12 protein-coding genes are annotated in these 13,094 nt (G+C 45.1%); 5 read left to right on the forward strand and 7 right to left on the reverse strand.

The annotated features are described in order from the left end of the window. Positions 1-104 precede the first annotated feature (104 nt). The 6 genes from greA to JSY38_RS07470 all read right to left on the reverse strand — a co-directional run bounded on the left by greA (position 105) and on the right by JSY38_RS07470 (position 7,135). Positions 105-581 (reverse strand): transcription elongation factor GreA, encoded by a 477-nt coding sequence (gene greA, locus JSY38_RS07445; RefSeq protein WP_114411576.1) that lies wholly within the window; start codon positions 579-581, stop codon positions 105-107. After that, positions 581-3,796 (reverse strand): carbamoyl-phosphate synthase large subunit, encoded by a 3,216-nt coding sequence (gene carB / locus JSY38_RS07450; protein ID WP_114411575.1) that lies wholly within the window; start codon positions 3,794-3,796, stop codon positions 581-583. The genes greA and carB overlap by 1 nt, the downstream gene beginning before the upstream one ends. 23 nt (positions 3,797-3,819) lie before the next feature. Next, a complete protein-coding gene (gene carA, locus JSY38_RS07455; protein WP_205116214.1) occupies positions 3,820-4,950 on the reverse strand; it encodes a glutamine-hydrolyzing carbamoyl-phosphate synthase small subunit in 1,131 nt (376 codons plus the stop codon). A gap of 262 nt (positions 4,951-5,212) precedes the next feature. Beyond that, positions 5,213-5,764, reverse strand: coding sequence for a DJ-1 family glyoxalase III (locus JSY38_RS07460; RefSeq protein WP_114411573.1), 552 nt, complete (start codon positions 5,762-5,764; stop codon positions 5,213-5,215). Between the two features lie 25 nt (positions 5,765-5,789). After that, on the reverse strand, positions 5,790-6,281 hold the full coding sequence (locus JSY38_RS07465; RefSeq protein WP_239544419.1) for a GNAT family N-acetyltransferase: 492 nt from the start codon (positions 6,279-6,281) through the stop codon (positions 5,790-5,792). Between the two features lie 17 nt (positions 6,282-6,298). Further along, on the reverse strand, positions 6,299-7,135 hold the full coding sequence (locus JSY38_RS07470) for a hypothetical protein (RefSeq protein WP_205116216.1): 837 nt from the start codon (positions 7,133-7,135) through the stop codon (positions 6,299-6,301). Positions 7,136-7,314: 179 nt separating this feature from the next. On the opposite strand from JSY38_RS07470, the gene JSY38_RS07475 reads away from it, so the two are divergent. The 5 genes from JSY38_RS07475 (at position 7,315) to JSY38_RS07495 (ending at position 11,894) form a co-directional block, all read left to right on the forward strand. Continuing rightward, the gene (locus JSY38_RS07475) at positions 7,315-8,103 is read left to right on the forward strand and encodes a transporter substrate-binding domain-containing protein (protein WP_205116218.1); all 789 of its coding nucleotides are present in this window, start codon (positions 7,315-7,317) and stop codon (positions 8,101-8,103) included. Positions 8,104-8,208: 105 nt separating this feature from the next. Beyond that, complete coding sequence (locus tag JSY38_RS07480) at positions 8,209-9,015, forward strand: amino acid ABC transporter permease (RefSeq protein ID WP_205116220.1); 807 nt, start codon at positions 8,209-8,211, stop codon at positions 9,013-9,015. 79 nt (positions 9,016-9,094) lie between these two features. Continuing rightward, positions 9,095-10,072, forward strand: coding sequence for a LysR family transcriptional regulator (locus JSY38_RS07485; protein ID WP_205116222.1), 978 nt, complete (start codon positions 9,095-9,097; stop codon positions 10,070-10,072). Positions 10,073-10,167: 95 nt separating this feature from the next. Continuing rightward, positions 10,168-11,142 carry an isopenicillin N synthase family dioxygenase gene (locus JSY38_RS07490; RefSeq protein WP_205116224.1) on the forward strand — a complete coding sequence of 325 codons (975 nt, stop codon included), beginning with the start codon at positions 10,168-10,170 and terminating at the stop codon, positions 11,140-11,142. Between the two features lie 2 nt (positions 11,143-11,144). Next, on the forward strand, positions 11,145-11,894 hold the full coding sequence (locus JSY38_RS07495; RefSeq protein ID WP_114411568.1) for an alpha/beta fold hydrolase: 750 nt from the start codon (positions 11,145-11,147) through the stop codon (positions 11,892-11,894). 180 nt (positions 11,895-12,074) lie between these two features. On the opposite strand, the gene JSY38_RS07500 is transcribed toward JSY38_RS07495, so the two are convergent. Continuing rightward, positions 12,075-13,079 (reverse strand): TIGR03842 family LLM class F420-dependent oxidoreductase, encoded by a 1,005-nt coding sequence (locus JSY38_RS07500; RefSeq protein ID WP_114411567.1) that lies wholly within the window; start codon positions 13,077-13,079, stop codon positions 12,075-12,077. Between the last annotated feature and the right edge of the window lie 15 nt (positions 13,080-13,094).

Here is a 13,094-nt window from a genome sequence, read left to right on the forward strand (position 1 = left end):
CAAAAGGAATAAGCTTAAAAATCAGCTATCTTTATAACGTTTTCTCAGGCATAAAAAAACCACGGCGCTTTCACACCGTGGTTTTTAAGAGAAAATCTAATGCATTAGATGTATTCGACTTTCTCAACTTCATATGTTGCTTCGCCGCTTGGGATTTTCACAATGACTTCGTCACCTTCTACTTTCCCAATGATAGCTTTCGCGATAGGTGAAGCGTAAGAGATTTTTTTCTCTTTCACATCAGATTCGTCGTCACCAACAATTTTGTAGGTAACCGTCTCTTCGGTATCAACATTGAAAAGTGTCACTGTTGTGCCAAAAATAACTTTCCCAGATGCTGGCAGCGCTTTCACATCAATCACTTGTGAATCTGCAAGCTTGCCTTCGATCTCTTTAATACGACCTTCAGCAAACCCCTGCTCTTCGCGAGCTGCATGATATTCAGCATTTTCTTTTAAGTCGCCATGCTCACGCGCGGTTGCGATATCCGCAATCACGCGAGGACGGACGACAGTTTTCAAGTGATTAAGCTCTTCTCTAAGACGAGCTTCACCCTCTACTGTCATTGGTACTTTTTTCATTATTTCCCCAAGTGCAAATCTTGCAGTCTTCTAACTTTCGTTTCACCTGTTAGGCTAATCGCCATACTCGTAGCTTCAGCACCAGCCAATGTTGTAGTGTAACAAACCTTGCGCTGTAATGCTGTACGACGAATAACAGAAGAATCTGCAATCGCTTGCGTACCTGACGTGGTATTGATGATGTAATCAATTTCGCCATTTTTCATCATATCAACGATATGCGGACGACCTTCATTCACCTTGTTCACTTTACGAACTTCAACGCCACGTTCTGTTAGGTATTTTGCTGTGCCTTCGGTGCCGACAAGGTCGAAACCTAGTTCAGCCAAGCGACGAGCTACATCTACCGCACCTTCTTTGTCCATATCGCGAACACTGATAAAAGCACGGCCCGATGTTGGCAGTTCAGTACCACCGCCAAGAACAGCTTTACCAAAGGCTTCTGCGAAGGTATCACCCACACCCATGACTTCGCCTGTAGACTTCATCTCAGGTCCAAGAATCGGATCCACGCCTTGGAACTTATTGAATGGGAAAACGGCTTCTTTCACGCTGTAGTATGAAGGGATGATTTCTTTGGTGAAACCAAGCTCTTCCAGTGTTTTACCCGCCATGACCAAGGCTGCAACTTGCGCCAAAGAACGACCGATACACTTAGACACGAAAGGCACGGTACGTGATGCACGAGGGTTAACCTCGATCACATAAATTTCGCCGTCTTGAACCGCAAGCTGAGTGTTCATCAAACCAATAACGCCAAGTTCTAGCGCCATGTTTTTAATCATCTCTCGAATGTCGTCTTGCACTTCTTTCGACAAAGAATAAGGTGGTAAAGAACAGGCCGAGTCACCAGAGTGAACGCCCGCTTGTTCGATATGTTGCATGATGCCGCCGATAACCACTTGCTTACCATCGCTGATACAGTCGATATCGATTTCAATCGCGGCATTCAAGAAGTGATCTAGCAACACAGGGCTGTCGTTAGATACTTTCACAGCGCTGGTCATGTAACGCATCAACTCTTTTTCGTTGTACACGATTTCCATCGCGCGACCGCCCAACACATAAGAAGGACGAACCACAAGTGGATAACCAATGACGGCAGCTTTCGCTGCAGCTTGCTCAATACTACGCACTGTCGCGTTATGTGGCTGTTTGTAGCCCAAACGCTGGATCATGCTTTGAAAACGCTCACGGTCTTCTGCACGGTCAATAGACTCAGGCGTTGTACCAATGATTGGCACGCCTTCGTTCTGCAAAGCACGAGCAATTTTCAGCGGAGTTTGACCACCAAATTGAACAATAACGCCTTTTGGTTTTTCTTTTCGAACGATTTCTAGCACGTCTTCAAGCGTTACTGGCTCGAAATACAAGCGGTCAGATGTATCGTAGTCAGTCGATACGGTTTCAGGATTACAGTTAACCATGATGGTTTCGTAACCGTCTTCACGTAGACCTAGCGCCGCATGTACACAGCAGTAATCAAATTCAATACCTTGACCAATTCGGTTTGGACCACCACCAAGAATGATGATTTTATCGCGATCCGTTGGCGCTGCTTCACACTCTTCTTCGTATGTTGAATACATGTAAGCTGTATCAGTAGCAAACTCAGCAGAGCAAGTATCTACGCGCTTGTAAACTGGGTGAACATCCATCAAGTAACGACGCTCACGCATGGATTTCTCAGTCACGCTCATCAAGGTAGCAAGACGCGCATCAGAGAAGCCTTTACGCTTTAGACGACGAAGTACGTCGTACGTCATGTCGATCAGACCTTTGTCTGCCAACGCAGCTTCTTCTTTGATCAAGTCTTCGATTTGCACCAAGAACCAATGATCAACACCTGTTGCTGCGTATACTTCGTCAACAGTCATGCCTGAACGGAAGGCATCGCCAATATACCAAATACGCTCAGAACCAGGAGACTGAAGCTCGTAAGCCAACTTCTCTTTACTGTTTTCTTCAGCTAAATCTAACTGAGGATTGAACCCGTCAGAACCTACTTCCAAACCACGTAGGGCTTTTTGCAAGGACTCTTGGAAAGTACGGCCAATCGCCATCACTTCACCAACAGATTTCATTTGCGTTGTAAGGCGGTCATTAGCTGTTGGGAATTTCTCGAAAGTGAAACGAGGAATCTTAGTCACAACGTAGTCGATTGCTGGCTCGAAGCTCGCTGGCGTTTGGCCGCCAGTGATGTCGTTTTGCAACTCATCAAGCGTATAACCAATCGCCAATTTCGCAGCGATTTTCGCAATTGGGAAGCCCGTTGCTTTCGACGCCAAAGCAGACGAACGCGATACACGAGGGTTCATCTCAATAACAACAAGACGACCTGTTTGTGGATCCATGCCAAACTGTACGTTGGAACCGCCTGTCTCTACACCGATCTCACGCAATACCGCTAAAGAAGCGTTACGCATGATTTGATATTCTTTGTCAGTCAAAGTTTGTGCTGGCGCAACCGTGATAGAGTCACCTGTGTGAACACCCATCGCGTCGAAGTTTTCAATCGCACAAACGATGATGCAGTTGTCTTTTTTGTCGCGGACAACTTCCATCTCGTACTCTTTCCAACCGATCAAAGATTCATCGATTAGCAATTCGTTGGTTGGAGACAAATCCAAACCACGAGTACAGATTTCATCGAACTCTTCCATGTTGTAGGCGATACCGCCACCAGTACCACCCATGGTGAAAGAAGGACGAATGATACAAGGGAAGCCAACTTCACTTTGTACTTTAAGCGCTTCTTCCATGTTGTGGGCAATACCCGCACGTGGACACTCAAGACCAATCGCTTTCATTGCTTGGTCGAAACGATTACGGTCTTCCGCTTTATCAATTGCGTCAGCTGTCGCACCGATCATTTCCACATTGTATTTTTCTAGCACGCCGTGACGCTCAAGATCCAACGCACAGTTCAGTGCTGTTTGACCACCCATAGTAGGTAGAACCGCATCTGGACGTTCTTTCTCGATGATTTTCTCAACAGTTTTCCATTCGATTGGCTCGATGTAAGTTGCATCAGCCATAACAGGATCTGTCATGATGGTCGCTGGGTTGGAGTTCACTAGAATAACGCGAAAACCTTCTTCACGAAGCGCTTTACACGCTTGTGCACCAGAATAGTCAAACTCACATGCCTGACCAATAACAATAGGACCTGCACCTAAAATTAAGACGCTTTTTATGTCAGTACGTTTTGGCATAATATTTCGCTCCGCTCCTACTTTTAGGCTTTAGTGGCTTTGATGTTTTCAATGAACTGATCGAACAAAGGTGCCACATCATGTGGCCCCGGGCTCGCTTCAGGGTGACCTTGGAAGCTGAATGCACTTTTATCTGTACGTGCGATGCCTTGCAAAGAGCCATCGAACAAAGATTTATGAGTCATCACAAGGTTAGCTGGCAACGTATCTTCATCTACCGCAAAACCGTGGTTTTGGCTGGTGATCATCACAGTGCCTTTTTCGATCGCTTGTACCGGGTGGTTTGCACCGTGGTGACCAAACTTCATTTTTTTCGTTTTTGCGCCAGAAGCCAAAGCCAAAAGTTGGTGACCAAGACAGATACCGAAAACAGGAATCTCTGTTTCTAGGATCTCTTTAATCGCTTGGATCGCATAATCACATGGCTCTGGATCACCAGGACCATTGGATAGGAAGACGCCATCTGGATTTAGCGCCAATACGTCACTAGCAGGTGTTTTCGCAGGAACAACAGTCAAGCGGCAACCACGCTCAACCAACATGCGAAGAATATTGCGTTTCACACCGTAGTCATAAGCCACTACGTGGAAATCGAAAGATTCTGGTGTTGTATGACCATTGACAAGATCCCAAGTAGACTCAGTCCACTCGTACGCTTTCTCAACGGTAACTTCTTTGGCTAAATCCATGCCTTTCAAACCTGGGAAAGCTTTGGCAGCAGCAACCGCAGTCGCTTCATCCAGATTTTCACCTGCCATGATGCAACCCGCTTGCGCGCCTTTCTCGCGAAGGATACGTGTTAATTTACGTGTATCGATATCGGCGATGCCAACCACACCTTTGCGCTTCAAGTAAGAGTCTAAAGACTCTTGTGAACGCCAGCTGCTAGCAACTAAAGGTAGATCACGAATAATCAGGCCTTCACACCAAACATTGCTGGACTCTTCATCTTCAGGGTTAACGCCAGTATTCCCGATATGGGGATAGGTCAAGGTGACCATTTGTCGAGCATAGGAAGGATCAGTAAGTATTTCTTGATAACCGGTCATCGAGGTGTTGAAAACAACCTCGGCGGTTGAGGAGCCATCTGCTCCGATCGACACCCCTTTAAAAATCGTGCCGTCTTCCAGAGCCAGAATCGCTGATGTTGCCAAAGGAACCTCCCATTTAGAGCCTATCAGGTTGCAAAAAAGCGAGACAAACCGGCGGCTCATCTCGCTTTTAAGAAATTGCGTTTTTGCCGTTCATCCAGTGATGGATAATCAAAGGATCTCGCGTTCAAAAAATCTGCCTAATTCTACTCTTATACGCCTTTAGCGTCCACCGAATTGCCGAGAAAACAGGCGAAAATACGCAAATAGAGCATATTTTTTCTTGACTTATTAGTCAGGAATAATATCTACCTATCAAACACGCTTAACACAACAAACCATCGGCCACACTTTGAGCAGCTTCATAGCCTTTTAAATTGCCCAACACAGTCAATGAAAAAATCATCGCGGTTGCTGGCCCTCTGGACGTCAGAATGTTGTCATCCATGACCACTGGTTCATTAGGCAAATACTCTGCGCCAGTTAAGCCGCCCTCAAACCCTGGATAACAAGTCGCTTGTTTATCGACAACAAAACCATGAGTACCAAACACCACGGCAGGCGATGCACAAATCGCAGCTAACAAAGCATCTTGAATGTCATGCTTTTCCAACATATCAATCAATAACTTACAATCACGGAAATGCTCAGCACCAGGCATACCACCTGCCAAAACCACGGCATCAAAAATCTGATCAGCTACATCCGTCAATAATACATCCGCTTCTAGCTTAGTGTTATGCGCCATCACAACCTGTTTTGACTCATGAATACTCGCAACAGTGACGTCTAGGCCACCACGTCTCAAAACATCAATAATAGTAATAGCTTCAATATCTTCGTTGCCGTTCGCAATAGGAACTAATACCTTGCTCATACTCACCTCTTTAAAACAATTAAATTCATAGTATTTTGGTAAACAAACAGGCCGCTTCGCGTCCCTGTTCTGTTTGTGCTTTTTTTTCTATTTGATAGTAATTTTTCCGGCGCCCCACTAACTCAAACCCCAAAGATTCATAAAGGGAAATAGCACCGACATTCGACTCACGCACTTCTAGCAAAAGTTCACTGACATCTTGCTGCGCAACCGTTTCTGACCAAACCATCATCAACTGTCTAGCTAGCCCCTGTCTACGCACAGAGGAATCAATCACAATTAATTCTAATTCGGATTGATCAAGCACAACCGATGCAGTCAGCCAACCTAAGACAACATGCGGCGTAGAGCCTACCGACTCAAGAATCCAGTTTTCGCGGCTTTGCAAAGCATCAGCCACCAATTTTTCGCCCCAAGGGTGAGGATTAGACAAAGCATCAAGTTGAATAATGGCAGGTAAGTCAGAAGCAATGGCTGGACGGAGAGAAATAGGTACATTCATAGGATTCAAAATCACATCAGTCGCGAATGGAATTAGCTAAAAAGCGTAGACTGCATTTCTTCCCACGCTTCTTTGCGAAGCTCTGGAATACGATGCAGCTCAGGCAAACTAACAATCCGTGCGGTAGGATATTGCTTCAATATATTATCAGCTGGTAAATCTTCCACCAGCTGAGCCACCTTGGCACCTGCCAGTACCAATAAAGGTGCATCAGGAAAATCTTTCACCAAGCGACCTACATAGCTTTCTAAGGCGCCAAACAACCAATCAGTACGATTTAAAAAGTACGGATTACGTAATTGTCCAGGCCAGCTAAACGCACTACCCTGCCATTCATCAATAGGCTTTTTCAGTAGAGCTTGACCCATTTTCAGCGCTAAACGCTCAATGTCCTCTGCTTGCGAAAACACCTGCGGCACATCACTGAGAATTAACAACTTATTCGACAAAGCATAAGCTCGAATATCAAGGTGTGTAATTTGGCTGACAACATTGGACTTAGGCTCAATCACAATATCCACAGCTAACTCTTCGATTGGCTGTAAATCTTCAACGATAATTTCCGGCCCTGCATTTAACTGTTCACGCAGGTTGTGAACCAAAGGCTCTTTTTCCTCTGGAGTCAAAGTTACCACAGGCGGTGGAACCGCTGCTTGGAAACCAGTTGAATAGGCATCAGACGAAGCCTGTGACGAAACACCTTGCTCAACTGCAACATCAATTGGCCAAGGCTGAGGCGGCATAAAAACCGTACCCGACACACTGTCCGTGGCAGAATCACTTTTCTCAATGGACAACCAGGAAACCACGCCCATTTGCGCTAAGCAATGCGTTTGAAAAGCCTGTTGAGGTGGTAATTCGCGGGACATAATAACCTTAATCGCAGTCGTAAAAGTGCACATTCATTGAATTGAATATTGGTAAGCAAATATACCCGCTTACGTCGTGAGATGCCACTTGATGGCCTGAAGCTTGCTAGAGATATTTGCACGATGCCTGTGTATAATCGCAAACCAATTTTGCTAACACCCCCAAAAGGTATGAAAACATGATGTCTTTGTTATCTCGTTTGATGGTTATCGCTGCCGTTTCGATTAGCAGCCTCAGCTTCGCCGACAGCTTGCCAGACCTTAGAGGTCGAACTATTTTAGCTGTCACCGAAAATGCCTACACACCACTTAACTTTGTCGACCCAGCAACAGGCGAAGGTATTGGTTGGGAGTACGACGCCATGAACGAAATTGGCAAACGCCTAAATGCCAACATCGAATGGCACCTAAGCAGCTGGGACACCATGATCCAAGCCGTCAAACAAGGCCAATACGATGTAGGTATGGACGGCATTACAATTAATGAAGAACGCGCAGAGCAAATTGACTTCACCGTTCCTTACATGACCTCTCAGCAGTTCATGTTAGTGCGCGCCGATGAAGATCGTTTTAACGATGCTAAATCTTTTGCTGCTAACACAGATCTACAATTTGGCGCGCAAGCAGGCACCACCAACTTTTATGTTGCCGTCTACGATGTGCTTGATGGCGATGAAAACAACCCTCGCATCACCTTATTGGACACTTTTGGTGCATCAGTCCAAGCACTGAAATCTGGCGATGTTGACAGCGTACTTATGGATGCTGCGTCGGCTCGTGGTTACATTGGCGCCAATCCAGGCGCGTTTAAAATAATCGGCGGCCCATTGGGCTCAGAGGATTTTGGTTTCATTCTGACTCTTGGATCAGATCTTTTAGAGCCAATCAACGCGGCAATAAAAAGTATGAAACAAGACGGCACCTTAGAAGCGCTAAATAAAAAATGGTTCTTCGACTATAACCAGTAACAAATTCCGTTAAATAGAAACAACAACACAGTAACGGAACGTCTATTCTAGGCTTTCCGCTATTAATTGAAGATGACCAAGGAATGGTCCTAATATGAATTGATTATGCCCTTTAAGAAATCCCTAGAACGCACGCCGTGGTGGCTCGTCACCATCATCATTATCGCTCTGGTTTTGCTATGGAACATGATTTCCGACCAAAGCTACCAACGCATCGCAGGCGCACTAAGCGAAGGGTTACTGACCACAATCGGCGTAACCTTCACCGCCTTTATACTAGCAAGTTTTCTTGGGTTATTAATTGCACTGGCAGGGTTTTCTCGTCATCGCATACTTCGTGAATTCGCCCGCTTTTATGTAGAAATCTTCCGCGGCGTGCCGGTTCTCGTACTGCTGTTCTACATCGCCTTTGTTGGCGCACCGGAAATGGTCAAACTCTACAACTGGGTATTACAAATGCCGATTGAAGCTGGCTGGATAGAAAAAACCCGCACACGGGATTTCACCCTACTGTGGCGCGCTATTATCGCCCTAGCCATCAGCTACAGCGCCTTCATTGCCGAAGTCTTCCGCGCCGGCATTCAAGAAGTAGGCAAAGGACAAATAGAAGCGGCCAAGGCACTGGGCTTGTCCAACTGGCATCGCTTTCGTCTCATCACCCTGCCCCAAGCTATGCGTAAAATCTTGCCACCGCTTGGTAACGACCTGGTCGCCATGATCAAAGACTCCGCCCTCGTTTCAGTACTCGGCGTACAAGACATCACCCAACTTGGCAAAGTATTCAGCTCCTCCACCTTCCAATTCTTCGAAACCTACAACGTCGTCGCCTTCATGTACCTCGTACTCACACTCAGCTTATCGCTCATGATCCGTGCTTTTGAAGCGCACCTAAGACGCAATGATCATCATTGACTAGAGACATCAGCACTTAAAAACTAATCAACTTTTAGTGTATAACTGGTAGGGCTACAAGCTGACTTCTTTTGAGGTTATGATCATTAGCATCAAGCTTTCTAAAACAACATATGGAATCGGTTATTTGACTTCAAAAAGGCGTATCCACTCTACTGCCATTTATTGCTTTGACAGTGTTCGACGACTCGGCTCGATTAGAGAAGCATCCCGAACGCTACATATTGCAACCTCAGCAGTCAGCCGACAAATCCAGAAACTAGAAGATGATTTGGATGTACAACTTTTCGAGCGATCACCCAATGGCTTGAAATTAACATCAGCTGGAGAAAGTTTCGCAAGACACGCACAGTTTGTATTAAAAGACGCCGAACGCCTTTACTCAGAAATTGATGCCATAAAAGGTATTCAAAAAGGACACATTGAAATAGCCACAGTTGAAGGCCCTTCTATTGAATTGATCCCTCGCGTCATCAAAAAGTTTAAAACACGCTTTTCTAATATCACCGTTGGTGTTCACGTCATCGGCTCTTCAAAAATGCCAGAGCTGATTATTAACGGAGAAGTCGACATAGGTTTAGCCTTTGATATCGAAAACCAAAGAGATTTAAACCAATTATGGGTGAAAAATTACGTCCTTGGCGCTGTCGTCTCAAAGGACCATCCACTTACATATAAAAATAAAACCGGTCTTCAAGAATGCTGTGCTTATCCATTGATCCTTAGTAAAAAAGGGCTTTCGATCCATAAACATTTAAGCAGTTTTATTAGTCTTATCGATTCTTCTCATCAAGTAATCGAAACCAATTCAGTAGAGCTATCTCGAAAACTAGCCCTTAGCGGCATGGGTGTCACTTTTCAAACTATAATCGGTATAGAAGAAGACCTAGCAAATAAAAGACTGTTCCATATTCCAATTACTCATCCCAGCGTAATGAACTCTGAACTTGGCGTGTATGTCAGATCAAATAGAACCTTGCCAGTCGCTGCAGACTATTTTGTGCGAGATCTCATCCATGAACTTAGCCAAGCGGCAGAATCAGCCACCAGTAGGTGATGCCGTTTTGGCAACACCCTTATCTGAAATGAACGTTATCACTACTCACTGTTCGATTGATAGGATGTAGTCAAACATTCGAACATTGGTGATATATGAAAAGTCAGAATACAACATCTACAACACTGCCTATTATTAACTTGTCAGGTTATCAACAGGCATCAAAAAACCAAAAACAAGAACTCTCCGCAAAAATTGGCGAAGCATGCAGAGAATTCGGTTTTTTTTATATTACTGGACACGGCATCGAAGAATCGCTTCAAACTAGACTGTTTTCAGAAAGCTCAAAATTCTTCGACTTGCCTTCAAAAAATAAACTCAAGATTGACAAAAAATTTTCCAAGGCGAACCGTGGCTACGAGCCACTTAAAGATCAAACACTCGAAGCTGGAACTCCGCCAGACTTAAAAGAAGGTTTTTATATTGGCTTTGACCATAGTCCTGAACATCCCATGGTAAAAGCCAATAAATTTAACTTTGGACAAAACCAATGGCCAACAGAGCTACCCAATCTAAAGCCTGTCGCCATTGACTACCTAAAAACCATGACATCACTTTGCGAAGAGCTAATGTCTCTCATAGCGCTTTCACTGAATTTACCCGACGATTATTTTCATGACTTCTGTCATGACCCATTAGCCACTTTAAGGCTACTACACTACCCACCTCAACCTGTTAATCCCGAAGAGAACGAGAAAGGCTGTGGCGCCCATACAGACTTTGGTGGTTTAACACTTCTGCTACAAGACGAAAATGGTGGACTGCAGGTTTGGTCGCACAAAACCGACGACTGGATTGATGCGCCACCTATAAAAGGTAGCTATGTGGTAAACATTGGAGACATGATTGCTCGGTGGACAAACGATCAATATAGCTCGACCTTACACAGAGTCATTAACAAGAGCGGCAACGAACGCTATTCCATTCCTTTCTTCTTCAGCGGTCACTTAGACCATGAAGTAAAGTGCATACCAACCTGCCTACCTGAGAATGAACAGCCAAAATACCCCCCTACGACTGTAGAAAAACACATGATCGAAATGTATCAAAAAACATACGGGGATAAATAAGCATGACTAATCTGGTCTTAATTCATGGTGCTTGGGCAAGCGGCTGGGCTTGGGAGTCTTTGCTGCATTGCTTCGATTCATCTATCACACTATGCCATGTAATCAACCTTCCCAACAGCGAAAGCTACGAAGCATCGTTGCAATCTCAAGCTGATATAAAACAATACACCTCACATGTTTTAGATGTAATATCTAAAATCGACGAACCCATTTGGTTAATCGCCCACTCAGGCGGAGGCCTGACTGCTACTGCCGTCGCAGAACAAAATCCAGACAAAATTGCAGGTATCATTTACATCGCAGGCATGATGTTACCCAGCGGTATAAGTTTTACTGAGCTGTGTCAAAGCGTCTCTAAAAGAGGAATCGACACTCAAGGTATTGCCCCCTACCTTGAGCAAACAACATATGGAACAAAAGTCCAAACGGAAGGCATCAGAGACATTTTCCTCCATGATGCAACCGAAGAAACTATCCACTTCGCCAATAAAAAAATGGTGGTTCAACCTAACGCTGCAAGAGTCGTCACTATAAACTGGACAAAAGAAAGGGCTGGTCGTGTTTCAAAATATTACGTCATGGCGAAACATGACCGCTCAGTCGTACCAGAAGTACAGCAAGAAATGATAAAACTAGGCGCTCCTAATGCTGTCGCTTCCCTTCCGTGTGGACACTTCCCTCAAATAGTTCTTCCAGAACAACTTGCAGATATCATTATGGGGTTTATCAAAACATCGCCACCCTACCTCTAATAGACCAAACATCATGAGCGAATAACATTCCGACGAGGGAGGCGGTAGTTTCGAGGAGGAATGTTATTCGGTCGATGAGAAGCAATGCAGTTCGAGTAACAATAGCAACCCCATCCTAGCCTTCCCCTTGAAGAAAAGGGAAGGGACAGATACATATCGCTCAATGATTACAACAACAGTTTAGCCGTTAAATACAGGGATAATCTCTCTACCGTATTTGGCGATGATTTCTTCTTCGTCGCCGCTGTCTAGGTAGATGTTAAACTGCGTGGTTCCCGCTGCTTCTAGGTCTTTAATCTTAGCGATGTGATCTTCTGGTGTACCCAATACACAGAAGCTTTTCACTATGTCTTCGGTAATGAAGTCCAAGAATGGGTTGTCGCTTTGACCATGTTTGGAGTAATCGTAGCCACGGCGTTTTTCGATGTAATCCGTTAAGCTTTTTGGCACTAAACCCGAATCACTGCCGTATTTTTCTACGATGTCTGCCACGTGGTTACCCACCATGGCAGGGAACCATTTAGTGTGCTCGATACAATAATCCATGTCGCCGAAGTAAGCAGGCGCGGCGGCTTGGACTTTAAAGTTAGACATATCACGTCCAGCAGCTTCACCAGCCGTAATAGATTGATCTTTAAACCATTTTACTAAATCTGGATCACCAATCTGCAATATCAAACCATCGCCTACTTCGCCTGCTGTCGCCAAGGCTTTCGGGCCATAAGCGCCAATCCAAACAGGCAATTCATAGCCTGTCGCCCAAGGCAATTTTACTGGTTCTGGGCATTCGCCATATTCCACTTCTTCACCGCGCACCATGGCTTTTACCTTGGTGGTAAATTCCGCGAGGCGCGCTAGCGTCGCTGGCTTTTTACCCATGACACGCATGGAAGAATCGCCACGACCAAGACCAATATCGAAACGACCGTTACTTTGGTGAGCCAAACTCGCATACAAGCTGGCAGACAAAGACCAATCACGAATATTTGGGTTAGTCACACAAGGGCCAAAACGCATAGTTTTGGTGTGCTCCATACACATTGCCATGGCGACAAATGACTCACGCCAAAGAATGTGAGAATCGTAAAACCAACAATAAGTGAAGCCAGCCGCTTCCGCCTGACGAACAAGATTTCGTGCGCGATCTGGGCTGACGAAGCCTTTAAACGTAATACCGAATTCCATAATGTGTTCCTCTTG

The sequence above is a fragment of the Marinomonas foliarum genome (assembly GCF_016906065.1).
Taxonomy (GTDB): domain Bacteria; phylum Pseudomonadota; class Gammaproteobacteria; order Pseudomonadales; family Marinomonadaceae; genus Marinomonas; species Marinomonas foliarum.

Bases quoted from the DNA above. Each gene is read 5' to 3' on its own strand.
- carB (WP_114411575.1), bottom strand. From the start codon at position 3,796: ATGCCAAAACGTACTGACATAAAAAGCGTCTTAATTTTAGGTGCAGGT.
- JSY38_RS07500 (WP_114411567.1), bottom strand. From the start codon at position 13,079: ATGGAATTCGGTATTACGTTTAAAGGCTTCGTCAGCCCAGATCGCGCA.
- JSY38_RS07485 (WP_205116222.1), top strand. From the start codon at position 9,095: ATGATCATTAGCATCAAGCTTTCTAAAACAACATATGGAATCGGTTAT.
- JSY38_RS07475 (WP_205116218.1), top strand. From the start codon at position 7,315: ATGATGTCTTTGTTATCTCGTTTGATGGTTATCGCTGCCGTTTCGATT.
- JSY38_RS07495 (WP_114411568.1), top strand. From the start codon at position 11,145: ATGACTAATCTGGTCTTAATTCATGGTGCTTGGGCAAGCGGCTGGGCT.
- JSY38_RS07480 (WP_205116220.1), top strand. From the start codon at position 8,209: ATGCCCTTTAAGAAATCCCTAGAACGCACGCCGTGGTGGCTCGTCACC.
- JSY38_RS07490 (WP_205116224.1), top strand. From the start codon at position 10,168: ATGAAAAGTCAGAATACAACATCTACAACACTGCCTATTATTAACTTG.
- greA (WP_114411576.1), bottom strand. From the start codon at position 581: ATGAAAAAAGTACCAATGACAGTAGAGGGTGAAGCTCGTCTTAGAGAA.
- JSY38_RS07470 (WP_205116216.1), bottom strand. From the start codon at position 7,135: ATGTCCCGCGAATTACCACCTCAACAGGCTTTTCAAACGCATTGCTTA.
- JSY38_RS07460 (WP_114411573.1), bottom strand. From the start codon at position 5,764: ATGAGCAAGGTATTAGTTCCTATTGCGAACGGCAACGAAGATATTGAA.